The organism is Nocardiopsis sp. NPDC049922 (assembly GCF_040660275.1).
Taxonomy (GTDB): Bacteria; Actinomycetota; Actinomycetes; order Streptosporangiales; family Streptosporangiaceae; genus Nocardiopsis.
Map to the genome: position 1 here is coordinate 18998 of NZ_JBFAME010000012.1, position 25152 is coordinate 44149.

Here is a 25152-nt window from a genome sequence, read left to right on the forward strand (position 1 = left end):
CTGGAGGACCCTCCGCACCGACCGCCGACACCCTCGGCCTGGTGCTGGCCGTGGTCATCACCGCCCCTTCCGGGGCCGGGCACGGCGCCGTCGCCCGTGCTGGGGCCGGTCACACCCCCGTGGGACTCAGCCCCGTGATCCGCCGTACGTGCGCCAGGCTCGGCTCGGCCAGCAGTGCGTGCAGCCGCTGGAAGACCTCACGGGCGGCGGAGGCGTTCCAGTCGTCGGGGATCAACTCGCGCGGAAGGCCGGGGTCCATGTAGGGCAGCCGCCGCCAGAGGGTGAGCATGGGCACGTACGTGCGGAATGACGCGGCGCCGTCCAGCGGCGTGCCCTGGGCGCGCGGCGCGTCGGCCACCGGGGCGTAGGTCTCGGTGAACTCCGCGTACTGATCCTGGATGGCCTTGACGTCCCACCACTGGCCGACACGGCTCCTGAGGTCGTCGAAGGCCGCGTAGTCAGCGCGGAACAGGTGCACGTAGTCGCTCAACCCCAGGCGGATCAGGAGGCGCTGGGCGTCGTCCATGAGCCTGCCCGGGGCGATCCACACACCGGAGGCGACGTTTCCGAAGCCCAGCCAGGCGAGTCTGGTCCGGAGCTGGTAACGCCGTGACCTCTCGGACTCGGGGACGGAGAACACGGCCATCACCCACCCGTCGGCCAGGTCCGCTGGCTCCAGGCTGCCGAAGATGCGCCGGTCCCCCTCGTCGAAGACCTCGTGCACGGCGGGGCTGAGCAGGTATCCGGTGACGCCTCGGCGGTCCGACTCCAGCACTCCGCGCTTCTTCAACCGAGAGATCGCCGAACGGACGGCGGAACCCTCGACGCCGAGTTCCTCCATCAGGAGGATCAGATCCGCGACGGAGCTCCAGCCGCCCAGCCGCCGCAGGAACGCCCCGTAGATCGTGTTGATCAGAGAGCTGGGCCGGGGTGAGCTTTCCGCCATGATCGCCTTCCTTCGACTGCGAACGCGATCATATCCACAGCGGACCCGGGGCCGGTTCTAGGCGTAGGCGCCCGAGAGCAGGCGTCCGGCGTCGGGTGCCACGGCGGGCAGGCCGAGGCCGCGAAGCATCTGGTGCGCGGTGCACACGGCGGCCGACACGACGGGCTTGCCCAGGAGCGATTCGGCCTCCGGGATCGCACCGAGTGACGGCATCTGCACGCAGGCGGACAGGACGACGGCGTCGGCCTCCGCGTGGTCGAGCGCCTTGGCGAGCCCGGGCAGCCTCGCCGGGTCGTGCGCCGCGACGTCGAGGTTGTCCGGGATCTCCAGCGCCGTGTAGTCGATGACCGTGAACCCCTCGTGGGTGAGGTAGTCCACGACGGTACGCGTGAGCGGTTTCATGTAGGGCGCGATCAGGGCGATCCGCCGCGCGCCGAGGGTACGCAGGCCGTGCACGAGCGCGCCGGCGCTCGTCACGACGGGCGCGGGTGCGCCGTTCTCCGCGGTTCTGGTGTGCAGGCGCTCCTCCGAGGTGCGGTGGTAGCCCAGTCCCATGCTCATGATGGCCACGAGGCACGCGTAGCCGAGGACGTCGACCCTGGCGTCCGAGAGTTCGACGGCGCACCGGTCGGAGTCGGCGTCCATGGACTTCAGCTGCTCCGGGGTGACGTGCGTCATGCGCATCCGGCTGGAGTGGAAGGTGAAGCGTTCCGGCGCGATCGCGTGCCGGGCGCGGAGGATCGCGGGGATCTCGGTTTCCATGGTGACGTTGGAACTCGGCACGATCTGGCCGATGCGGTAGGTGGGCGCGGGCACGGACACTCCTGGGGTGGTGGGAAGGGCGCGGCGGCCGGACCGCCGCGACCGGGGTTCGGGATCAGCGGGCGTCGACGACCGGGTTGCGCAGTGTGCCGATGGCCTCGACGGTGGCCTCGACGGTGTCACCCGGGGTGAGGAACTCCGGCGGGACCATCCCCGCGCCCACGCCTGACGGCGAGCCCGTGGCGATGACGTCGCCCGGTTCCAGGGTCATGCCGGAGCTGATGTCGGCGATGAGCCTGGCGATCGGGAAGAGCATGTGCCGCGTGTTGGACTTCTGCTTGGTGACGCCGTTGACGCTCAGGTGAAGGTCGAGGGCCATCGGGTCGGGGATGGCGTCCGCGGTGACGACGACAGGACCGAAGGGCGCGTAGGAGTCCTGCCCCTTGGAGAAGAACCACTGTCCGGATCGGCGCTGGTCGCGGGCGCTGATGTCGTTGACGACGCTGTAGCCGAAGATGTGCTCGTAGGCGTCGTCCTCGCTGACGCGGAAGGCGGGGCGGCCGATGACGACGGCGAGCTCGCACTCCCAGTCGAGCTGCTGGGTCAGATCCCCGTTGTGCAGGATGGGCTGACCGGGTCCGGTGACGGCCGTTCCGGGCTTGCTGAACAGCACGGGTCGTCGCGGACGTTCCTTGTCGGTGTCCAGGCTGCGGCTGGACTCCTCCACGTGCTCGACGTAGTTCAGGCCGACGCCGATGATCTTGCCGGGGCGGAAGGGCGCGAGAAGGGTGACGTCCCGTAGCGGGTGGACCGCCTCGGGCGGCAGGTCGGAGGGGCCGCGGGCGATGAGCCGACGGGCCTGCTCCAGGGCTTGGGCGCCCTCGCGGATCAGGGATAGCAGGTCGGCGGGGAGCGGGGTTCGCGACCGCTCGGCGAGGACGCCGAGGTCGGCGACGCGGGCGTCGTCGACGTGGACTCCGAGGCGGGGAGCCTCGGAGCCGAGGGTGTAGGTGACCAGGCGCATGGGGTCTCCAGAGAGGTGCGTGGCGGAAGGTGGGTGGGGCGGCGGCGCACCGTCCGACGCCGCCGCCCGGCTGAGCTGACGCGCGCGTGGCCGCGCGTGCGGTGTGGGAGCGGTGCCGCGACTGGTCGGCGGTTCAGGGCCGGTGTCCCTTGCCGCGGCACCGCGGTCTAGTCGACGGGCTGGTGGCCGCCGTTGTCGGGGTAGGCCTCCTCGCGGTGGAAGCCGAGCGAGCGCATCACCGGGAAGTCGTTGAAGGAGAACAGGCAGGCGTCCTCGCCCTCGTCCAGGTTGGCGTGCTCGTGCCAGGCCCACGACGGGACACAGAAGATGTCGCCCTCCTTCCAGTCGAAGCGCCGTCCGGCGATGACGGAGTAACCGCGTCCCTTGGCCACGGTGTAGATGACCGAGCCGGTGTGGCGGTGGGCCCTGGTCGCCTGGCCCGGACGCAGCAGCTGCATGTGCGCGCCCATCGTGGGCATGACGGATCCGCCGGTGACGGGGTTGGTGTACTCGGCGATGAGCCCGTCGTAGGGTGACCCCTCCGACGCGCGGGCGAGGTTGCGCAGCGAGTCGTAGGTCGACTCCCAGGGATAGGCCAGCAGCGGCGAGTGGGGCCGGCTCCACGTGTCGGAGCCGTAGGGCAGCAGGTTGGCCCCGTAGGTGAGCACGGACTCGTTGACGACCTTGCCGGGAACCTGGTGGAGTTCCGGGTGGACCTCGTAGAAGCCGGCGTCCAGGGCGTTGACGAGCGGGATGTCCAGCCCGTCCTGCCAGATGACGGGTCCGTCGTCGGACTCGTTGCCGTGCTCGTGCCACGTGCCGTTGGGCGTGATGGCGAAGTCGCGGGGGCCCACCCTGAGCTTCTCGCCCTCGACGATGGTCCAGGCCCCCGTGCCCTCGTGGACGAAGCGCAGGGCCGCCGCCTGGTGGCGGTGCGCGGTCATGGACTCGCCCGGACCCATGATCTGGAGTCCCGTGTAGAGGAGCCCCGCGGCCGCGCTCACGTCCTTGCGGCCGGGGTTGACCATCATGACCACTCTCCGGCCGGCGTCGTCGGCGCTGACCAGGTCGAGGGCCTTGTGCACCAGCGGACGGAGCTCGTCGTAGCGCCAGAGGACGGGCACGGACCTGGGCTGCGGGTACCACGGCTCGATGTCGTTGGCCACGGTCCACAGGGCCCCGGCCTCCAGCTCCGCGAGTTCGCCGTAGTAGGCGGTGAGCTCCGGGGTGTCGGACACTCGGGCGCGGCCGAGCTGGTTGTCGTCGTATCGCGGCTTCTCAACGGTCATGATTCCTCCATCGAGGGGGCGTCGCCTTCGACGGCGGCGTCGTGCTGGTCGGTCACGAAGGTCACGGGCGGGCGTGGTGTGGTGTCGACGTGGAGACGGAAGACGTCGAAGCGGTTGTAGTGGCCGACGATGTCGTGCATCTGCTTGGGCTGGATGCACCTGTTCAGGTCGATGTCGGCGTAGACGATGCCCTCGTCGTCGATGAGCGGGTCGGTGACCGGACGGCCGTCGGGGCCGAAGACGCCCGAGAGCGCGCTCCGGGGACGGGCGAGCATGCGGCGTGCGTCCTGGTCGTCTCCGGCGATCGTGTCGACGATCTCCGGGGAGATGGTCGAGCAGGCGACGACGGAGAAGACCTTGCCCTCGAAGCTGTGGGCGGCCGTGCGCACGGCGATGGCGTCGGCCATGTCGTAGTCGTCCGGGGCGACGGGAAGGGCGATGTAGGCGGAGGCGTGCACCAACTCGCCCTGGGCCAGGAGGCTGAAGCGGGCGAGGGTGTTGGTGTTCTCGCCGCAGGCGAGTACCCCCAGGGGCCCGACCGGGGTCTGGTGGACCTGGAGCGAACTGCCGTCGCCGCCGGTCCAGGTGAGCTTCTCGGCCCAGGTCGGCACCAGTTTGCGGTGCACGCCCAGGAGATCGCCCTCCGGACCCAGTGTCAGAAGGGTGTTGTACAGGACGCCGAGGCTGTGGGAGACCCGTTCGTTGACGCCGATCACGACGGTCACCGCGTGTTGGCGAGCCGCTTCGCGCAGCGTGTCGACGTACGGGCCCGGAACCTCGATCGAGGCGTGCCAGAGCCGTTCGAACCAGGGCGAGCCCTGGACGGGGTTCATCGTCCAGTTCCAGTACGGGTATCCGGGGACGAACACCTCGGGGAACACGATGAGCCGTGCGCCGTGGGCGGCGGCCTCGCCGATCAGGGTGACGGCCTTGTCGACGGTCGCGGCCGGGTCCAGGTACACGGGCGCGGACTGGACGGCGGCGGCGGTGAATCTGGGCAGATCGCGCATGGGTCCCTCTCCGGAGTCAGGATGTGCCGACGGTCGCCGCGGCTCTGGGGAGCCAGCGCTGGTGGACCGGGTCGGTCGTCTCGCGCAGCAGGTCGAGACGGGGCGGAACCCGGTCGGCGCGGGGGCCGGGCGGTCGGGCACGGCCCGCCGTCCACACCTCGGGCCAGGGGGCGCCGGGCCCCGAGTAGTCCTGCGCGGCGGCCGCGTGCAGGGTCCACAGCGGGTCGTGCATCTGCGCCCTGCCGATGGCGCACAGATCCGCACGGCCGGCCAGAACGATGGAGTTGGCGTCGTCGTAGGTGGAGATCGCGCCCACCGCGAGTGTGGGCACGCCGGTGGCGTTGCGGATCAGGTCGGCGTAGGGGGTCTGGTAGCTGCGGCCGTACTCGGGCTCCTCGTACGAGACGACCTCACCGGTGGAGACGTCGACGGCGTCGGCTCCGCCCTCCGCGAGGGCGCGGGCGATCTCCACGGCCTCCGCCTCGGTGGTCCCGCCCTCCGCCCAGTCCGACGCGGAGATCCTGACGATCAGCGCCTTGTCCTCGGGCCAGACCGCGCGCACGGCGCCCAGCACCTCCAGGGGGAAGCGCAGGCGGTTCGCCAGAGAACCCCCGTAGGAGTCGGCGCGCCGGTTGGTGAGCGGGGACAGGAAGCCGGACATCAGGTGCCCGTGCCCGTACTGCAGCTCCACCGCGTCGAAGCCCGCGCGGTCGGCCCGCTGGGCCGCCGCGGTGAAGTCGGCGGCGACGGCGGCCATGTCCTCGGGAGTGGCCGCACGCGGTACGGCGCTGCGCCGGTTCCACGCCAGGGGTGAGGCGGCGACCAGGGGCCATCCGCCGTCACCCAGGGGGGCGCCCTCACGGCCCGCGCCCGGTGGCCTGGTCGCCGCCCTGCGCCCGGCGTGCGTGAGCTGGACGCCCAGGCGGGCGTCCGACTGGGCGCGCACGAACCGGACGATGTCCGTCCAGGCCGACTCCTGCTCATCGGTGTAGAGCCCCGGGCAGCCGGTCGTGGCGCGCCCCTCCGGGGAGACGGCCGTCATCCCGGCGAGGATCAGCCCCGCCCCGCCGACGGCGTGCGTGCCGAGGTGGAGCAGCTCATGGTCACCGGGGACTCCGTCGTCGGCCGAGTACAGGGCCATGGGAGGGACGACGATCCGGTTGCGCAGGAGGAGGCCTCCGACGCCGAGGGGGCGGAACATCGGCGGGGTCGCCGAGTGCGTGGGGACGCCGTGGGTCTGCGCGAGGGCGTGCCAGGCGTTGACGGAGTCGGTGAACGCCCCGTCACGCACCCGCAGGTTGTCGTAGGTGACCCGCCGACTGCGGGTGAGCAGGTTGAACGCGAACTGGTGGGGTGCCTGGTCCGTGTAGCGCCCGACGTTCTCGAACCACTCCAGACTGGCCTGGGCGGCGCGCTGGGTGGACTCCACGACCGGTCGGCGCTCGGCCTCGTACTCCTCCAGCGCGGTGCCGATGTCGCCGTGCTCGTGCAGGCAGGCCACCAGCGAGAGCGCGTCCTCCATGGCCAGCTTGGTCCCCGAGCCGATGGAGAAGTGCGCGGTGTGCGCTGCGTCGCCGATCAGCACGACGTTCCCGTGGCGCCAGCGGGCGTTGCGCACCGTGGTGAAGTTGATCCACCTGGAGTTGTTGGGCAGCAGTGCGTGCCCGTCGAGGTGCTCCGCCAGCAGTTCGTGGCAGCGGCGGATGCTCGCTTCGTCGCTGCGACCCGGTGGGAGGTCGCCCGCGGACAGGTCCTCGAAGCCGGCCGCCCGCCAGGAGTCCTCGTCCATCTCCACGATGAAGGTGCTGCGCCGGTCGTCGAACGGATAGGCGTGGACCTGGACCGTGCCGAAGTCGTGCTCGGACACGATGAAGGTGAACGCCTCGAAGACCTTGTCGGTGCCCAGCCACATGTACCGGCAGCGGCGCTCGTCCAGGTCGGGCTGGAAGGTCTCCGCGTACGCGCCGCGCACGGCGGACCGCACCCCGTCGGCCGCCACCACCAGGTCGTACTCGGCGGCGAGGCGGTCGACCGGGGGCGCCTGCGTGCGGTACCGGACGTCGACCCCCAACGCGGCACAGCGCGCCTGGAGGATCTGGAGCAGACGCTTGCGCCCCAGCGCGGCGAAGCCGTGCCCCCCGGAGGTCAGGACCTTCCCCTTGTAGCGGACGTCGACGTCGCTCCACCGGGCGAACTCCGCGGACACGGCGCCGAAGAGCTCCGGATCGGCGTGCGCGATCCCGTCCAGGGTTTCGTCGGAGAACACCACGCCGAAGCCGAAGGTGTCGTCGGGCGCGTTCCGCTCCCAGACGGTGATCTCCCATGCCGGGGAGAGGCGTTTGGCCAGGGCGGCGAGATACAGGCCCCCCGGTCCTCCTCCGATGACCGCTACGCGCACAGCCTTCCTCCTTCCCTACGTCGACTCATTATGTCGAAAAATCTACGATCGTCAATATAACGCCATATCATGGCGAGGGGGTGGGATCCCCCGTCGTCAACGCGGCGCGCACATCGTCGGGCCAGGGAACGGAGGACGTCGCCCTGGCGGCCGAGTGCACGACGACCATGCGCCCGGCGGCCGCACGGCCCCCCGCCTCGTCCGCGACGCGGAAGGCGTAGTGGAGGGAGCTGCGCCCCAGCCGTTCGACGCGCAGTTCGACGGTGACGAGCTGGCCGAACCACAGTCGTGCCTCGTAGTCGGCCTCGAACCGCACGCGCGGTGTGCTTCCGAACAGGTGGGACAGGCCGAGGTTCCGCAGCAGCTCGGCCTCCGCCGCCTCAACCCAGCGCACGACGGTGGAGTGGTGGTAGTGACCGGCCGCGTCCGTGTCGGGCCATTCGACCCGCCGCGTGACGGTGACGCTCGGTCCGGCGCCGCCGGGGCCGGACGACGGCTCCGCGTCGATGCGCGCGCCGTCGGAGGATCGGCTCGTGGGAACGGGTTCCATGGCGTGCCTGCCTTCTGTTTCTTCGTGCCGCGTGCGCCGGGGGGAGGACGTTCGCCCGCCGACGCGGCTGGGTCTCATTCGTCGGCCGTCGTCCGCGACAGGGTCCTCAGCCCGGCACGCCGCAGCTTTCCGTTGCTGGTGCGGGGCAGCTCGGCCACGAACTCGATCGCCCGCGGATACTTGTAGGGGGCGATGGTCCGCTTGACGTGGTCCTGGAGCGCCTTGACGGTGTCCTCGCCCGGCTCCACGCCGTCGCTGAGGATGACGTAGGCCTTGACGAGCATGCCGCGCCGGTCGTCGGGCACTCCGACCACGCCGCAGTCCGCGACGGCCGGATGCGTGGCGAGGGCTCGCTCGACCTCTGGACCGGCGATGTTGTATCCGGAGGAGACGATCATGTCGTCGCTGCGCGCCACGAAGTGGAAGTAGCCGTCCGCGTCCCGGACATAGGTGTCCCCGGTGATGTTCCAGCCGTTCTGGACGTAGTCGCTCTGGCGGTCGTCGGACAGGTAGCGGCAGCCGGTGGGGCCCGTGACGGCCAGTCGGCCGGGTTCCCCGTCCGGAACGGCCCGGCCGTTCTCGTCGACGACCATGGCCCGGTATCCGGGAACCGGTCGTCCGGTCGACCCGGGACGGATGTCCCCGTCCGCGGCCGAGATGAACACATGGAGCATCTCGGTGGCCCCGATGCCGTCGATGACGCGCAGGCCCGTGGCTGCGTGGACGTCCCGCCACACCGACTCCGGCAGCGCCTCGCCGGCGGAGACGCAGCAACGCAGGCCGAGGAGCCGGTCGCCCATCCCGGCGGCCAGGATCGCCCGGTAGGCCGTGGGGGCGGTGAACAGGACGGTGACCCCGTGCTCCGCCACGGCCTCCGCCAGTTGCTCCGGCGTCGCCTGCTCCAGCAGCAGGGTCGCGGCGCCCACGTGGATCGGGAAGACGACCAGGCCGCCGAGGCCGAAGGTGAAGCCGATCGGGGGCGTGCCGGTGAACACGTCGTCGTGGCGTGGTCGCAGGACATGCCGGGAGAAGGTGTCGGAGTTGGCGAGCACGTCGCGGTGGAAGTGCAGGGTGGCCTTCGGGCGTCCCGTCGTTCCCGAGGTGAAGGCGATCAGCGCGACGTCGTCCGCGGCGGTGCGGACGTTCTCGTAGATCCCGTCCTTGGCCGCGCACCGGCTCTGGAGGTCGTCCGCGTCGTCGCCTCCGTAGGCGAGCACGGTGACTCCGGGCAGCTCCGCCCGGTCGAGCGCTTCGAGGTAGCGGTGATCGCAGAGCGCGACCGACGGCTGGGAGATCTCGGCGAGCTGGGCCAGTTCCGAGGACCGCAGCAGCGGCATCGTCGTGACGGCGACCCCGCCGGCCTTCAGAACGCCGAACCAGGAGGCCACGAGCCACGGGTTGTTGGGGCCGCGCAGGAGGACGCGCTGGCCGGGAACCAGTGCGAGGTCCTCCGTCAGAACCCGTGCGACCTGGTTGGCACGGCGCAGCAGGTCGCCGTACGACCACTGCTCGGCGGCGGTGAGCAGACAGGGGCGGTCGGCGCCCCAGCGCGCGACGGCCTCGTCGAGCAGTCGCTCCGCGCAGTTGAGCCGGTCGGGGTAGTCCAGCTCCGGCAGATCGAAGTGGAGTTCGGGCCAGAGGGAGCGCGGCGGAAGGCCGTCACGGCAGAACGAATCCGCGTGTGCGGAGGGGGAGAGCTCCATGAGTGCACCTCGGTGGTGGGCGACGGGGGAGTACGGCAAGTATGTCGAAAATTTGGCGACCGTCAATAGAACGCAATAAAAAACATCCTCCCCACCCAGCTCCCAAGGCGGGCATCGTGAGCGGCGCCGCGACCCGCGGCCGAGGCGATCCGGCCGGCGGAGTGAGCATCTGGGTTACACGTGTAACATCGTAGGGACGCCCCAACCGGGGCACAAGAAGCTTCCCGAACACGTGCCGACCGCACCGACGCCCCCGCACCGTCACGCGACGCGCCCGGGGAACGGCGCCCGCCGTCGTGGGTGAGGACGGCGCTCCCCTGAGGATTGGACGCATCCATGGCGCAACCGACGGCCGACGCACTCGACCAGGGCTGGCCCCCGCCGCCGTTCCTGCCCCCGCCACCGCCCCGTGTGCTCGACGGCGTGCGCAGGTTCGACGGGGTCACCTACGCGTCCAGCCCGGGGTACCGGCCTCGCCTGCTCGACGCCCACGTTCCCGAGGCCGCCCGGCCGCTACCCGCGGTCGTGTGGATCCACGGCGGCGGATGGCTCGACGGCGACCGCCGCTATCCACCGCCGACCGTGCCGGTGGACCTGCTGCACGGCTCCGTGCTGGGCGCCGGGCTCGCGTTGATCAGCATCGACTACCGCCACAGCCTGGAGGCTCCCTTCCCGGCCCAGTTGCACGACGTCAAGGCCGCCCTCCGCTACGTCCGGCGGTTCGCGGACGACTTGGGGATCGACCCCGACCGCGTCGGGGTGTGGGGTGAGTCCGCGGGCGGCCACCTGGCCGCACTCGCCGGCCTGGTGCGGCCGGACACGCCCGAGGGGGTGCGCCTGGAGGGCACCGCCGGTGTCGCCGAGGGAAGCAGCGAGGTCAGCGCCGTCGTCGACTGGTACGGCGTCTCCGACATCGGCCCCCTGCTCGCGCACCCCATGCCCCCGGCGCCTCCCGGCGTGGACTTCCCCAATCCGTTCACCGCCCTGCTGGGCGGGGACGGGGACGACCGACAGGAGCGCGCGCGCCTGGCGAGCCCGGTCCACCACGCGGACGGGTCCGTCCCACCGCCGTTCCTCCTGGTCCACGGAACCTCGGACCAGCTGGTCCCCTTCAGCCAGAGCCAGGCCCTCGCCGCGGCGCTGCGGCAGGCGGGGGGAGAGGTCACCGTGCGTCCCGTCGAGGGCGCGGACCACATCTTCCTCGGCTCCACCGACATCCCCGACATCGTCGACGGGGGGACGGCGTTCCTCGCCCGTCATCTCGGCACGGACTAGTCGAGATCCAGGCACGGCGGGCGGTCGGAGAGCACGTTCCGGCCGCCCGCCGCGCGTCGTGACGCGTCCTCAGCGGACCGGGGCGCCGGTGGTACCGGAGTCAGGCCACAGGTCCCATCCCCAGTGCGTACACGTGCCACCAGGACCGACCCCTCCCCTTGCAAAAGACCCATCCCTTGCTGAAAAGGGTCTGGCCAAAGCCTTCGAAGCGTGTTACACAGGTCTCACCACACGAATTAACACGTGTAACTAGACAGCAGTCCGCCCTGAGTCCGGACCGTCGTGACGCGCGGCCCGGACCGCTCCCACCAGCCAGGAGTGTCCGCTCCCCCCGTGCGTCACGCACACACGCAGGAGAACCGGAAGTCGCCATGACCGTTCCCGAAGACGCCGCGCCGGCACGCACCCGCACCGCACCCGACACGGCCCCACGCCAGCGGGGACTGCTCCTGCTGCTGCTGGTCACGAACTCCTCCATGCTCGCCGTCTACATGGGCGTCGGGTCGGTGCTGCTCCCCACCCAGATCGCGGCCGTCGCCCCGGACGACAAGGTGCTGGTCCTCGGCGTCATCGGCGGTGTGAGCTCGGTGTTCGCGACCGCGTTCAACCCCATCGCCGGTGCACTCTCGGACCGCAGCGGACGGCGCAATCCCTGGATCCTCGGCGGCGCCTTCGCGTCCCTGGCCGGACTCGCCTTCATCAGCGGTGTCGAGACCGCTCTCCTCGTCGGCATCGGCTGGTGCCTGGTTCAGGCGACGATGAACGTCTACCAGGCAGCGGTCGCGGCCGTGGTCCCCGACCGCGTCCCCATCACGCGGCGCGGCACCGCGTCCGCGGTCGTCGGCCTGGCACTTCCCGTCGGTGGCAGCGTCGGCGTGCTGATCGCCTCCAGGACGGCGGACAACCTCCCGGTGGGATACCTGGTGCTCGGCGGCATCGTGGCCCTGGCGGCCCTCCTCCTCGCCGTGTGCGTGCGGGACCTGCCTCGCGGGCGGACGACGTCCGGTTCGTCGGTGGCCAGGCGCGCGAAGGCCGCCGCCTTCCTGTCGGCCCTGGAGCACCACGACTTCCGCTGGGCGTTCATCGGCCGCTTCCTGATGATGCTCGGCTACTTCTCCGTGGTCGGGTACCAGCTCTACATCCTGGAAGACCACGTCACGCTCCCCGCCGGACTGGAGCCCGCGGACGCCATGGCCGTACTGACACCGCTGTCCATGCTCACGATGGCGGTCTCCACCCTGGTCGGCGGGATGCTGTCCGATCGCCTGAACCGCCGCAAGGTGTTCATCGCCGCCTCCGCCACGCTGGCCGGCCTGGTCACGATCGTCCCGGTCATCAGCCCGACGTGGCCCGCCATGCTGGTCTTCAGCGCGCTCAGCGGTCTCGCGTTCGGCTGCTTCATGGCGGTGGACACCGCCCTGGTCACCCTGGTCCTCCCCCGCGCCGAGGACGCCGCCCGCGACCTGGGAGTCCTCAACATCGCCAACGCGGGACCCCAGATCATCGCCCCCTTCGTCGCCTCCATGGTGGTGACGCTGTTCAGCGGGTACACACCGCTCTTCCTCGTCGGAGGCGCCTGCGCCCTCCTGGGCGCGCTGTCGATCGCACCGATCCGCAGCGTCCGCTGAGGCGCCCTCAGCGTCCTTCGGCCGCCGCCCCCCCGATCCCCGTTCGACGCATCCGCCCCGCCGGCGCGCCGACCGGTATCCCCCACACCGCAAAGGAGTCATGAGTTGAGACGCACACGACTACTGACACTCTCCGGTGCGCTCTTGTGCACCTTCGCCCTCGCGACGGCGCCGACGGCCGCGTCCGTCTTGCCCTCCGCCCCCGAAGCCGACGACGATGCGCTCAGGATCATGGTCACCAACGACGACGGCTACCAGGCGCCGGGCATCACCATCCTGGCGGACCGCCTCACCGAGGCGGGGCACGACGTGACCATCGTCGCGCCGCTGACCAACCAGAGCGGCACCGGCACCAAGATGTCGACGTCCGACACCATCGCCGTGGAGCACCCGGAGCCCGATGTGTGGGCGGTCGACGGCACCCCCGGCGACGCGGTGGCCTTCGGGCTCTCCGCCGTCTACGGCGAGGACCAGCCCGATCTGGTGATCTCCGGCGCGAACTTCGGCATCAATGTCGCCGGTATCGCCAACCACTCCGGCACGGTCGGCGGCGCGATCGCCGCGCTGGAGCGCGGCGTCCCGGCGTTCGCGGTGAGCACCGGCGACCTGGCCGTGCCCGTGCACGAGCCCACCGTCAACGCGATGGGGCGCACCAGCGACTTCGTCGTGGAACTCATCGACCACCTCCAGGACCGCTCCCGGTCGGACGCGCTGCTGCCCGACGGGGTCGGGCTCAACATCAACCACCCCATCGTCGGCGAGGACGGAACGGGCCTGGCCGAGGGAGCCGCGGTGACCTTCCAGGACGAGCAGAGCATCCTGAAGCCCACCTACACGGACTCCGGAGACGGAACGTGGCAGGTCGGGGTGACCGTGGAGTTGCGGGATCCGCCGAGGCGCAGCGACACCGCGGCGATCCTCGCGGACCAGGTGTCGATGACCCCCATCTCCGCGGACTGGAACACCGGTCGGTCCGATTTCGCCCAGGCGAGGTTCCTGCTCAGGGGAGTCCAGCCGTAGCCATGGGGCCGCCGGGGCCGCACTGTCGCGTGCCCCGGCGGGCCGGGACCGGGGCGGCGAGCCCTGTGGTTACACGTGTAATCTTTCTCTGTCTTGTGTAGCGCGCCAACCCTGGCCGCACCACACCCCATACCGCTCTGACTGGAAGTCCTCCCTCCAGACGCACTTAGAAGGGGAATGTCCGGATGACGACGCCCGAAGCAAGCAGGACCAGCACGCCCGTCGTGGACCTGGAGACCGGACGCCTGGCGGGAGCCGACGAGTCCGGTGTCGCCGTCTTCAGGGGCGTGCCGTACGCCGCGCCGCCCGTGGGCGAACTGCGGTGGCGCCCGGCGCGACCGCACCCGGGCTGGAGCGGCACACGGGACGCGACCGTCGACGGACCGAGCGCCCCGCAGATGTACCTGCCCCACGGCGATCCCATCCTCGGCGGACACGGCGCGCCCCCCTTCTCGGACGACTGCCTGACCCTCAACGTCTGGACGCCCTCCGTCGACGACGCGGCGCGCCCCGTACTCGTGTGGATCCACGGCGGCGGGTTCGTCTCGGGCTCGGGCTCCCTCCCCATCTACTCCGGCCGAACACTCGCCGACAACGGGGACCTCGTCGTGGTCTCCGTCAACTACCGCATCGGCGCTCTGGGCTACCTGTGCCTCGACGACGCCGACGACGCCGACGAGTCGGCCAACGTCTGGATCACGGACCTCGTCGCGGCGCTGCACTGGGTCAGGCAGAACATCGCCCGCTTCGGCGGCGACCCGGACCGCGTCACCGTCGCCGGCCAGTCGGGCGGCGCCCTGTCCACGGCGGCTCTGACCGGACACCCGAAGGCCCGACACCTGTTCCAGCGGGCGATCCTCCAGAGCCCGCCCCTGGGTCTGGAACTGCCCGACCGCGCCGCCTACGCGCGACACTGCGCCGGATTCCTCGACCTGCTGGGGACCCGTGATCCGGCGGAACTCCGCGCCATGCAGTGGGAACGGCTCATTCACGCGACGGGGGCGTTCTTCGCGGCCACCTCGCGTTGGGGCTACTGGGCCACCCCCTTCCTGCCGGTGGTCGACGACGCCACGATGGCCCGCCATCCGGTCGAGAGCCTCCTCCAGGACGCCGACCCCGACATCGACGTCCTCATCGGGTGGACACGGGAGGAGGCCACCTTCGGCTTCGCCCTGAGCGAGGAGTACGCGACCGCGACCCAGGAGCGGGTCGTGCGCCGCCTGGCGGAGACCTTCGGTGCACGGGACGCGGCCACCGCCTACCGGGCCTACGCCGCCGCACGCCCCGGTTCCCGCCCCGTCGACGTCCTGACGGACCTGATCACGGACGAGCTGTTCCGGATCCCGGCCGTCAACGTCGCCGAGGCCCGCGCCGAGTCGGGGCGGCCGGTGTGGGCGTACCAGTTCGACTACCCCACACCCGCGCACGAGGGCCTGTTGGGCGCCACCCACTGCCTCGAACTGCCCTTCGTCTTCGACAACTTCGACCAGTGGGCACACGCGCCCTTCGTGGCGGACATGCCGCCCCAGAGCCGCGACGCCCTCGCGCGCGCCATGCACCGGGCGTGGATCTCCTTCGCCCGTACCGGCGACCCCAACCACGACGGTCTGCCCGTGTGGGACCGGTACGACCGACCCTCGCGCGGCACCATGCGCTTCGACACGATCACCGGGATCGTCCACGATCCGGCGGAGCACTCGCGCGGTCTCTTCCACCGACGCGGATGAGCCCCCAGCACACTCCAAACACCCTCAGGGAGACGGACCCATGCCGCACACGGCGCCCACCCGCCCGGCCCTCCTGACCGCCCCCGACGGGACCCGGTTCAGGGACCTCAACGGCAACGGCACGATGGAGCCCTACGAGAACCCGACTCTGTCGGTCGACGAGCGCGTCGCCGATCTCGTCGCGCGCATGACGCTGGAGGAGAAGGCCGGCCTGCTCTTCCAGACGATGATCACCATCAACGCCGACGGCACACTGGTCGAACCGGGGCCCGACGATCCCGTCGACGACCCCATGTACCCGTCGACCTCCGCCCTGGTGGCCGACAAGCTCATGAACCACTTCAACCTCTTCGGGGCCGCGGCGCCGCGGCGCATCGCGGAGTGGAACAACCGGCTACAGGACCTGGCGGCGGGCACCCGACTCGGCATCCCGGTCACCGTCTCCACCGATCCCCGCCACGGCTTCGTGGACAACCCGGCGGCGAGCGCGCAGACCGAAGGGTTCTCGCTGTGGCCCGAGCCGCCCGGACTCGCGGCCATCGGCGACGAAGAGCTCGTTCGTCGCCACGCCGACATCGTCCGCCGCGAATACCTGGCCGTCGGAATCCGGCTCGCCCTGCACCCCACGGCCGACCTCGCCACCGAACCGCGCTGGGCACGCGTCATGGGCACCTTCGGCTCCGACGCCGAGACCTCCGCCCGCCTGGTCGCCGCCTGTGTCCGCGGCTTGCAGGGGGACAGCCTCGGCCCCCACAGCGTCGCCGCGATGACCAAGCACTTCCCCGGCGCGGGCCCGCAGAAGGACGGCGAGGACGCGCACTTCCCCTACGGGCGTGAGCAGGTGTACCCCGGCGCGAACTTCGACTACCACCTGATCCCGTTCGAGGCCGCCTTCGCAGCCGGTACCTCCCAGATCATGCCGTACTACGCGATGCCGGTCGGCACGCCCTACGACGAAGTGGGTTTCGGCTTCAACAAGGGGGTCGTCACGGGGCTGCTGCGGGAGAAGTACGGCTTCGACGGCATCGTCTGCACCGACTGGGGGCTGGTCACCGACTCCCGGATCCTCGGCGCCCCGTTCCCGGCCCGCGCGTGGGGCGTGGAGCACCTGGACCGGGCCGGACGGGTCGAGCTCATCCTGGCGGCGGGCGCCGACCAACTCGGCGGCGAGGCGGCCCCCGAACTCGTCGTCGAGCTCGTCCGCGACGGCGGAGTCGCCGAGGACCGCGTCGACGTGTCGGTGCGGCGCCTGCTGCGCGAGAAGTTCGTCCTCGGCCTGTTCGACGACCCCTACGTCGACCCGGACGAGGCCGCCGCCGTCTGCGGCAGCCCGGAGTTCGTCGCCGCCGGGCGCGCGGCGCAGAGCCGGTCCCTCACCGTCCTCAAGGACCGGCCCGAAGGAGCGGAGGAGCCGTTGCTCCCGCTGAGCCCCGGTGCGCGGATCTACGTGCGGGGTGTGGACCCCTCCGTGGCCGCACGGTACGCGACGGTCGTGGCCTCACCGGAGGAGGCGGATGTGGCCGTGGTGCGCGTGGCGGCGCCGCACGACCAGCGGGAGGGCGGATTCGAGCAGTTCTTCCGCGCGGGAAGGCTCGACTTCACCCCCGAGGAACTGCGCCCGATCCTCGAACTCGCCCGGGCCGTGCCCACGGTGGTCGACGTCTTCCTCGACCGGCCCGCCGTCATCCCGGAGATCGCCGCGACGGCGGGAGCCCTCCTGGCGGACTACGGGGCGAGCGACGAGGCCGTCCTGGACGTGCTGTTCGGCCATGCCGAGGCGGAGGGAACCCTCCCCTTCGAGCTCGCCCGCTCCATGGACGATGTCAGGGAGGGATGCGAGGACCTGCCCAACGACGCCGTCGACCCGCTGTACCCCTACGGCCACGGCCTCCGCCTCCGCTGACCGCGTCCCGCACGGCTCCGGGCCCCGCCCCGGCCCCGACCACCCCGTCGAGGGGAGGCCCGCCTCCGCCCTGAGGCGGGCCTCCCCCACGGACACGGATGTGCTTGTCAGCAGCTCAGGGAGGGCGCAAGCTGGAAACTGAGCCACGAAACGGATCCTCCGGGCCGTAGGTCGCGGTCGCACGTGGAGAGGAAGCGCCGATGAAGCGTGAAACGGCCGCCTCGGTCGAACCGGCCTTCCTCACGTTGGACGGTCGGGGCATCGTGACCGCGTGGAGTACCGGTGCACGCGGGGTCCTCGGTTACGAGCCGGTGGAGGTGGTCGGTCGCCCGGCGGCCGACCTGTTCGCCCGAGATCCGGCGCCGCCCCTCCCCTGGGACCGTGATGGGCGAGGGCCCTGGACGGGGCGGATCGCGGTGCGGCACAAGGACGGCCGCACACGTGACCTGCGGATGAGCGCGTACCCCATGCTCGACGCGGTCGGCGAGGACGCATGGCTCCTGACGTTCGCCGAGCCCCGGCCCACCGGTGATGCCGCCGACGACGACGGCACCGGCGAATCCACACCCGACATCTCCGTGCTCAAGCAGTGGGCCCTGGACCAGATCCCGCTGCCGACGGCGCTCTTCGACCGGCACGGTGTGGCGATCGCGGCCAACGCGGCCACGGAGCGGACGATGGGCCTGAGCGAGCGGGAGCTGCTCGGCCTGAGCCTGGGGGAACGCGGACCCGGTGTGCGCATGGAGGGTCTGGCCCGGATCTCCGAATTCGTGGATCGCGTGCTGACCACGGGAGAGGAGGTGCTCTACGAAACGTATCTTCGTACCCCGGGTGAGACACGTGAGCACGCGTGGCTGCTCACCCTCTACCCCGTCAAGGACCGGTCCGGCCGCGTACACGCGATGTCGATGGCCGCCATGGACGCCACCGAGCAGTTCCTGGCCAGGCAACGGCTGGGCATACTGAACGACGCCGGGTTCAGAATCGGCACGACGCTCAACGTCGCCCGCACGGCGGACGAACTGGCGGTCGTCGCCACCGACCACTTCGCCGACTTCGCCATCGTGGATCTGCTCGACGGAGTCCTCCACGGGGACGAGCCGCTCACGGGACCGCCCAGCGACCAGCCCCTGTTCCGCCGTACCGCCCAGAGGTCCGTGCTCACCGGGTGCCCCGAGGCGGCTGTCCGGGTCGGAACGACGTACACCTACCCCGGGGGGTCACCGCCCGCTCTCGCGCTGGCCAGCGGGCAGGCCTCACTGCATCGGGTCAGCGAGGAGACCCTGAACTGGTGGGCCTCGGGCTCACCGGCCCGCGCTCGGAGCATCAGGGCCCACGGCATCCACTCGATGCTCGTGGTGCCCGTACGGGCCCGCTCCCTGACGCTCGGAGTGGCGATCTTCGCCCGCCACCGGACCGCGGACCCCTTCGACGAGGATGATCTGCTCCTCGCCTCCGAGGTGGTGGCCCGCGCGGCGCTGAGCGTGGACAACGCGCGCCGTTACACGAGCGAGCGGGCCACCGCGCTCGCCCTCCAACGCAGCCTGCTGCCCCGCCAGGTGCCCGCGCAGCGGGCCGTGGACGTGGCGTCCCGCTATGTGCCGGCCCGTTCCCAGGCCGGGATCGGCGGTGACTGGTTCGACGTCATCCCGCTGTCGGGGGCGCGGGTGGCGCTCGTGGTGGGTGACGTGGTCGGTCACGGCATCCACGCCACCGCCACGATGGGTCGGCTGCGCACGGCGGTGCGCACCCTGGCCGACGTGGACCTGACCCCCGACGAGCTGCTCACCCAGTTGGACGACCTGGTGCTGCGCCTGGACTCCGAGGGCCCGGAGTTCGACGCCTGGTCGGGGGAGACCACGGGCGAGGTGGGAGCCACGTGTCTGTACGCCGTCTACGACCCGATCTCCCAGCGGTGTTCCATGGCCAGGGCGGGGCACCCCGTGCCGGCCCTGACCTACCCGGACGGAAACGTCCGCTACCTCGAGGACGTTCCGGCCGGGCCTCCCCTGGGGATCGGTGGTCTGCCCTTCGAGGTCGTGGAGTTCGACGTGCCGGAGGGCAGCGTCCTCGCCCTCTACACCAACGGCCTGGTCGATACGCGCGATCACCACCAGGAAGTCGGATACGCCCGGCTCCGCGACGCCCTCTCCGGGTCCATGCCGTCGCTGGAGGACGCGTGTGACAGAGCTCTGCGCAACGTCGCGCACCACCGTCCCAAGGACGATGTCGCCCTGCTCCTGGCCCGAACCCGGGCCCTGCACAGCGACAGGGTCGCCACCTGGGATCTGTCAGCGGATCCCGCGGTCGTCCAACACGCCCGGGAACTGGCGTGCGGCCAGGTGGCGGCCTGGGGACTGGAGGACTGCGTCCTCACCACGGAGCTCATCGTGAGCGAGCTGGTCACCAACGCCATCCGGTACGGCAGCCCGCCCATCCGGCTACGGCTGATCCGGGACGCGACTCTCATCTGCGAGGTCACCGACACCAGTAGCGCCGCCCCTCACCTGCGTCGCGCCCGGGTGTTCGACGAGGGAGGCCGCGGCCTCTTCATCGTCGCCCAGCTCACCCATCGCTGGGGCAGCCGCCACTCAGGGGCCGGGAAGACGATCTGGGCCGAGCAGCTCCTGCCCTCGTCGGGTCCGACGGGGTGAGCACGGCACGCGGCGTCCTCGGCGTCCTCGCCCCCGAACCCACGGTTCACGAGCTCGCGCGATGCACGACGTGCGCCCGCATACCGGCGACGGGATCCGCGGACCCCTCGACGACGAGCTCGTCGAGTACGCCCGCGATCCGCTCCGCCGAGGGGAGCTCCAGTCGCACGCTGCTGAGGGCGGGCTGCTGGAGGGCGGCGAGCACGAGATCGTCCGCGCCGACGACGGCGACGTCGTCCGGCACCGACAGCCCGGCGCCGCGGAACGCGTGCATCAGGAGCGCGGCGTACTCGTCGTTGAACGCGAACACGGCATCCAGCCCGAGAGCGCTCCACCTGGCCGCCAGGCCGGACGCGGCCTCCTGGGAGTAGGCGAGTTCGACCGGTGAGACGGTCACCGGGTGCTGGGCCGCGACGCGCTGCGCGCCGGCCAGACGCGGCCGCGCGAACGTGTCCAACCCGCGCTCCGGCGGCATGACCACACCGATCCTGGTGCGTCCCCGAGCGACCAGGTGTTCCGCGGCCGCCGCCCCGATCTCGGCGTGGTCGAACGCGATGGTGTACATGCCGGCGATCGGCCGGGAGGCGAACACGAGCTGGGCGCGGACGCCCGCGCGCTTCAGCACGCCGGAGGCCTCCGTCGTGAACCGGTCGCCGTCGAGCGCCAGCACGGCGGCGGGCCGCAGCTCCGCCCACGCCCGGGCGGCGTCGACCGGGTCCGCGAACCTCCCGGCGTGCAGGACCGTGACGTATCCGCGCTGTTCGAGCGCGCTGTGCAGTTCGTCCACCCAGTCACTCACCAGGCGTCCCGCCGCGGACACGGATGCGGGCATGAGGATCAGGTTGCTCCTGCCCGCACGTAGGGACCGGGCGGCGGCGTTCGGCACGTAGCCGAGCTGCCGTGCCGCCGACCGAACCCGCTCCCGCGTCTGCTCGCTCACCCTGTGCCCCTGGGTGTCGTTGAGCACGAATGAGACGGTGGCGCGCGATACTCCCGCCAGCCGTGCCACGTCAGCGCTCGTGACCGACGCCGCCCCCGACGCCCTGTTCGCCATCGCGCCCAGTACTCCCCCCGAACCGCGTACCATGCCGTTCCAGGTTACACGCGTCATCGGGTTGGGCAGGCTGAGGCGCCCGTCGGTCCGCTCCTCCCTCGGCTCCGACGGGCTGGGCGCCGCCGTCGACGTCAGCCGCCGTGCCGGTCGGCGGACGCCTCCGTTCCCAGCCCGTTGCGGCGCCAGGCGATGACCAGGGCGATCAGCGCGGCCCCGAACACGGGCACGGCCACCACAAGGACCAGTTCCTGACCGGCCACGCCCGCCCCGAGCAGTGCCCCGGCGACGGCGGGACCGACCACGGACCCCACCCGCCCCATCGCCGCCGCCCCCGCGATCCCCGTGGTCCTGACCTCCGGGCGGTACGTCTGAGCCGCCAGCGCCGCCTGGCCGATCAGGCCGACGGAGACGCCCGCCCCCGTGACGGCGATGACCATGAAGAGCCAGATGTCCGCCGTACCCATCCCGCCCGCGACCACCAGCGTCGCACCGGCCGCGGGAATCGCCACGACCAGGGCCCGGGGTATGCCGAATCGGGCCGCCGCGGGCACCAGCGCCAGTCCGCCGACCACACCGCCGAAGCCGAGGGCGGCGGAGGCGAGCGGGGCGTCCTCGGGGGCGGCGCCGTAGGCCGTGGCCAGGACGGTGGGCAGCCATGCCTGAAGGGCGAACGTCGCCGTGAACACCAGGAAGGCGAAGGACCAGAGCAGAAGCGTGGACGTCGCGGCGCCCGCGGTGAACAGCTGCGTGAGGCCGACTGGGGGCCGCTCGTCGGATGTCGCACGACGCGGTCCGGTCCGCTCGGCGGGCAGCCATCGGATGAGGGCGGGAACGAGGGCGGCCGGGAGGAGGGCGCCCACCCAGAACACCGACGTCCAGCCGTACGCGGCGATCAGCTTCCCACCGATCAGCCCGCCCGCCGTCGCCCCGACGCTCAGGGCCAGGGTCACGCCGACGGTGTAGGCGCCGCGACGTGCGGCGGGCGCGTGATCCGCGGCGAGGGAGATACAGGTCGGCAGCACCACCCCGAGGCCGACCGCCGTGGCGGCCCGGATCGCGGCCAGTTGCGCGGGATCCTGTGCCGCGACGGTGAGGGCGGACCCGGCCGCGAAGGCCAAGGTGCCCGCGGAGATCACCGCACGCCGACCGAATCGGGCCGCGAGTCGGCCGCACAGCACATAGCCGATGACGACTCCGCAGTTCGTGGCCACGAGGGCGGGGGTGAACGCCACAGGGGCCAGGTCCCACTCCCGTGCCAGCGCGGGGATGGCGAATCCTAGGGCCGTGGTGTCGTAGCCGTCGAGGAGGAGCACCGCGAACACGAGCGGGACGACGCGCCGGAGCGCTGTGCGCGCGGTGGTGTCGGACGGGCGTTGGGATGTGTGGGGTGCGGGGTCTGACTGCATGGCATACCTCACGGGCGGAGCGGAGCCCACGGGAGGCTCGAACCTGGGTTACACGTGCAACCAGAGAAGCATCCGACGACGCACGACGACAGAGCTACCGGTGAGAAACCCGGAATCGTTACACGACCACCCGAAACATCCCACGGACACCGAGTACGCACCCGCTGGCCGCCCCCGGCATCGGTTCCCGGAGGAGAAAGTCCGATCGGTCGTCTCACACTCGGCCCCCGTACCGACATGAGACAGGTGAGAGGACGGGAGGTATGCCCATGGGACGCAGCAGCGTCGGAGACCACTGTTCCGACGAGCGCGCCTTCAACGCCCTGTTCGATGAGCACTACGACGCCGTGTACCGGTACGCACGACGCAGGGTGGGTGCCGACCACGCCGACGATGTGGCGTCGGAGGCGTTCGCCGTGGCCTGGCGGAACAAGAAGCGCCTGATCCCGGAACGGGAACTGCCCTGGCTGTACGCGTGTGCACGCCGCATCGCCCTGGCCCATCTACGCAGGTCCCAACGCCAGAACCTGATCGTGGAGTCGCTGAGCCAGGAGCCGGGACGCGTCACCGACCACGCCGACGACGCCGACCGGGTGGTCGAACGTACCGAGGCCCTGGCGGCCCTGGCACGGCTGTCGGAGATCGAACGCGAACTGGTGATGCTCGTGACCTGGGAAGGACTCGACAGCCGCCAGGCCGCCGCGGTGGTGGGCTGCACCGCCGTCACCGCCCGGGGCCGCCTGCACCGCGCCCGAAAGAAACTGACCGCTCACACAGCCCAGGACTCCGGCCCCCATCGGAACCGCACTGTCGAGGAGGCGGCATGGACGACCTGAACGCACTGCGCACCGCCATGAACGGCGCCGACCCCGCCAAGGGCACCGCACCCACCCCGCAGGCCCGGCAGTGGGCCCGCACCAACGCCGTCATCCGGCTGAAGGAGAACACCCCCATGGCCCGACCCCTGTGGCGCCGTATCCCCGTTCTGGCCGCTGGAGCGGCGACCGCCGCCCTGGCCGTCGGCGCCGCCGCGATGCTGCTTCCCGAGGGCGACCCCCTGGGGGTGCCGGCCGCCTACGCCGCGCCGCCCGAGCCGATCGAGGTCGTGGGAGGCGAGCCGACCGACGGCACCGAGCGGCTGTTGGCCCTGGCCGACACCGCCGAGGGCCGCGGCGACGCCCGAGGCGAGGGCGAGGTCGGCTTCGTCTCCTCCACCGGCACCACCCTGTACCGGCTGACCGCGAACGCGGGGGACGAGGACCCTGAGGAAACCCGCGGATACGGGTTCATCCCCTTCGAGTGGAACGAGTGGCAGGATCTGGAAGGCGCCATGCGCCAGGACCAGCACCCCCAGCCGCCGCTGGAGACGGGCGGGCAGGAGTCCGACCACGAGTGGTTCCTGGAGCAGCAGACCGACACCCACGAGGAGCGGCTGGAACCGTCCCTGGTCTGGCCCGAGGAACTGCCCACGGACACCGCGGGGATGACCGAGCTCCTGGGCGACTTCGGCGAGGGCCCCGTCGACGACTCCCTGGCCAACCTGGTCAACTCCGCGGAGAACCTGTACGACTCGCGTCCGCTCTCCGGCGCCGAGGAGGCGGCCGTGCAGAGGATGATCGCCGAGAGCGGCGAGGTGGAGTACCTGGGTACCGCCACCGATCCGCTGGACCGTGAGGGTCACCTCTTCCGGGTCCGCGTCGAGGACGAGGTGTCCGTGTCCGAGCACCGCTACCTCTACGACCCCGAGGACGCGTCGCTGCTGTACCGCGACACGATCCTCTTGGAGGAGGACCCCTCCCTGGACCGAGCCGAGGAGTTCGGGCTGGCGTACCCGCTGCTGTCCGAGCAGGTCAGCTACGTCTGGTCGGGCTGGGTCCAGGAGATCGGCCAGCGCCCCTAGGACGCCGTGGCGTGGCCGGTCCCGGTGTCGCGCGCCGGGACCGGCCACGCCGCATCGGAGACGGGTTCAGCGGTAGTCGGGGTTGTCGAACCCGCTGTGGCATCCGGCGTCCCAGACCGAACGTCGGTTGCCGTAGGCGGGCACGCCCCCGGCGGCCTTGAGCATCGCGGCCAGGTGCATCAGGTTGTAGGTCATGAACGCGGTGTTGCGGTTGGTGAAGTCGTTCTCCGGCCCGCCCGACCCCTCGTCCAGATAGGACGGGCCGGGACCCGCCTCGCCGATCCATCCGGCGTCGGCCTGGGGCGGGACGGTGTACCCCAGGTGCTGGAGGCTGTAGAGCACGTTCATCGCGCAGTGCTTGGCCCCGTCCTCGTTGCCGGTGATCACACAGCCGCCCACCCGGCCGTAGTACGCGTACTGGCCCCGCTCGTTGAGCAGGTGCGAGCATCCGTAGAGCCGTTCGACGACCTTCTTCATCACCGAGCTGTTGTCACCGAGCCAGATCGGCCCGGCCAGCACCAGGATGTCCGCGGCCAGAACCCGCTCGTACACCCGTGGCCAGGCGTCGACCGCCCACCCGTGCTCGGTCATGTCGGGGTGGACCCCGGTCGCGATGTCGTGGTCGATCGCCCGCAGCGTGTCCACCGTGACCCCGGCCGACCGCATCAGGGACACGCTGCGTTCGAGCAGGCCCTCGGTGTGGCTCAGCTGCGGTGACGGTTTCAGGGTGCAGTTGACGAACAGCGCCCGGAGCCCGTCGAAGGACGGCGCCGCACCGGTGACGGTCTCCTGCTCGGGCATGATCGGGTCCTTCCTCACGGGCGATGGCCAGCCACCAGTTGATCACGGCGGGTGACCGGTTCCTCGTCACGCGCGCCGCGCGGCCCGGCTCGGGGTCCCCGG

General features: G+C 71.4%; 19 protein-coding genes. 8 read left to right on the forward strand and 11 right to left on the reverse strand.

Going from position 1 to position 25152, the window contains the following annotated elements:
- Positions 1-109: 109 nt before the first annotated feature.
- The 8 genes from AB0I72_RS21045 to AB0I72_RS21080 all read right to left on the reverse strand — a co-directional run bounded on the left by AB0I72_RS21045 (position 110) and on the right by AB0I72_RS21080 (position 9682).
- Entirely contained in the window at positions 110-946 is an 837-nt protein-coding gene (locus AB0I72_RS21045; protein WP_358571278.1) for a PaaX family transcriptional regulator C-terminal domain-containing protein, read from the reverse strand.
- 57 nt (positions 947-1003) lie between these two features.
- Complete coding sequence (locus AB0I72_RS21050) at positions 1004-1762, reverse strand: Asp/Glu racemase (protein WP_358571281.1); 759 nt, start codon at positions 1760-1762, stop codon at positions 1004-1006.
- 61 nt (positions 1763-1823) lie between these two features.
- A complete protein-coding gene (locus AB0I72_RS21055) occupies positions 1824-2732 on the reverse strand; it encodes a fumarylacetoacetate hydrolase family protein (RefSeq protein WP_358571284.1) in 909 nt (302 codons plus the stop codon).
- Positions 2733-2899: 167 nt separating this feature from the next.
- Positions 2900-4021 carry a cupin domain-containing protein gene (locus AB0I72_RS21060; RefSeq protein ID WP_358571287.1) on the reverse strand — a complete coding sequence of 374 codons (1122 nt, stop codon included), beginning with the start codon at positions 4019-4021 and terminating at the stop codon, positions 2900-2902.
- Positions 4018-5031, reverse strand: a complete 1014-nt coding sequence (locus AB0I72_RS21065; RefSeq protein WP_358571290.1) for a carbon-nitrogen hydrolase family protein — start codon at positions 5029-5031, stop codon at positions 4018-4020. Before AB0I72_RS21065 ends, AB0I72_RS21060 begins: the two co-directional genes overlap by 4 nt.
- 16 nt (positions 5032-5047) lie before the next feature.
- On the reverse strand, positions 5048-7429 hold the full coding sequence (locus tag AB0I72_RS21070) for a bifunctional salicylyl-CoA 5-hydroxylase/oxidoreductase (protein WP_358571293.1): 2382 nt from the start codon (positions 7427-7429) through the stop codon (positions 5048-5050).
- Positions 7430-7496: 67 nt separating this feature from the next.
- Positions 7497-7979 (reverse strand): thioesterase family protein, encoded by a 483-nt coding sequence (locus AB0I72_RS21075; protein WP_358571296.1) that lies wholly within the window; start codon positions 7977-7979, stop codon positions 7497-7499.
- A 74-nt stretch (positions 7980-8053) separates the two neighbouring features.
- Positions 8054-9682, reverse strand: a complete 1629-nt coding sequence (locus tag AB0I72_RS21080; RefSeq protein ID WP_358571299.1) for an AMP-binding protein — start codon at positions 9680-9682, stop codon at positions 8054-8056.
- A 336-nt stretch (positions 9683-10018) separates the two neighbouring features.
- Between AB0I72_RS21080 and AB0I72_RS21085 the strand changes: the two genes are divergently transcribed.
- From AB0I72_RS21085 to AB0I72_RS21110, 6 genes are all read left to right on the forward strand, one after another.
- On the forward strand, positions 10019-10957 hold the full coding sequence (locus AB0I72_RS21085; protein WP_358571302.1) for an alpha/beta hydrolase: 939 nt from the start codon (positions 10019-10021) through the stop codon (positions 10955-10957).
- A gap of 371 nt (positions 10958-11328) precedes the next feature.
- Positions 11329-12585 carry an MFS transporter gene (locus tag AB0I72_RS21090; protein WP_358571305.1) on the forward strand — a complete coding sequence of 419 codons (1257 nt, stop codon included), beginning with the start codon at positions 11329-11331 and terminating at the stop codon, positions 12583-12585.
- Positions 12586-12690: 105 nt separating this feature from the next.
- The gene (gene surE / locus AB0I72_RS21095) at positions 12691-13605 is read left to right on the forward strand and encodes a 5'/3'-nucleotidase SurE (protein WP_358571308.1); all 915 of its coding nucleotides are present in this window, start codon (positions 12691-12693) and stop codon (positions 13603-13605) included.
- 185 nt (positions 13606-13790) lie between these two features.
- Positions 13791-15332 (forward strand): carboxylesterase family protein, encoded by a 1542-nt coding sequence (locus AB0I72_RS21100; protein WP_358571311.1) that lies wholly within the window; start codon positions 13791-13793, stop codon positions 15330-15332.
- Between the two features lie 40 nt (positions 15333-15372).
- Complete coding sequence (locus AB0I72_RS21105) at positions 15373-17235, forward strand: glycoside hydrolase family 3 N-terminal domain-containing protein (RefSeq protein ID WP_358571314.1); 1863 nt, start codon at positions 15373-15375, stop codon at positions 17233-17235.
- Between the two features lie 200 nt (positions 17236-17435).
- Positions 17436-19889: a SpoIIE family protein phosphatase gene (locus tag AB0I72_RS21110; RefSeq protein ID WP_358571317.1), complete on the forward strand. Its 2454-nt coding sequence runs from the start codon at positions 17436-17438 to the stop codon at positions 19887-19889.
- Between the two features lie 46 nt (positions 19890-19935).
- Here the strand turns inward: AB0I72_RS21110 and AB0I72_RS21115 are convergent, their stop codons facing one another.
- Positions 19936-21000 (reverse strand): LacI family DNA-binding transcriptional regulator, encoded by a 1065-nt coding sequence (locus AB0I72_RS21115; RefSeq protein ID WP_358571320.1) that lies wholly within the window; start codon positions 20998-21000, stop codon positions 19936-19938.
- A 74-nt stretch (positions 21001-21074) separates the two neighbouring features.
- Positions 21075-22349, reverse strand: a complete 1275-nt coding sequence (locus AB0I72_RS21120; protein ID WP_358571323.1) for an MFS transporter — start codon at positions 22347-22349, stop codon at positions 21075-21077.
- 269 nt (positions 22350-22618) lie between these two features.
- Here AB0I72_RS21120 and AB0I72_RS21125 point away from each other — a divergent pair, with 269 nt between their 5' ends.
- Together AB0I72_RS21125 and AB0I72_RS21130 are read left to right on the forward strand one after the other, a co-directional pair.
- On the forward strand, positions 22619-23185 hold the full coding sequence (locus AB0I72_RS21125; protein WP_358571326.1) for a sigma-70 family RNA polymerase sigma factor: 567 nt from the start codon (positions 22619-22621) through the stop codon (positions 23183-23185).
- A complete protein-coding gene (locus AB0I72_RS21130) occupies positions 23173-24249 on the forward strand; it encodes a CU044_5270 family protein (RefSeq protein WP_358571328.1) in 1077 nt (358 codons plus the stop codon). Before AB0I72_RS21125 ends, AB0I72_RS21130 begins: the two co-directional genes overlap by 13 nt.
- A gap of 66 nt (positions 24250-24315) precedes the next feature.
- On the opposite strand, the gene AB0I72_RS21135 is transcribed toward AB0I72_RS21130, so the two are convergent.
- Positions 24316-25050, reverse strand: coding sequence for a flavodoxin family protein (locus AB0I72_RS21135; RefSeq protein ID WP_358571330.1), 735 nt, complete (start codon positions 25048-25050; stop codon positions 24316-24318).
- Positions 25051-25152: the final 102 nt, after the last annotated feature.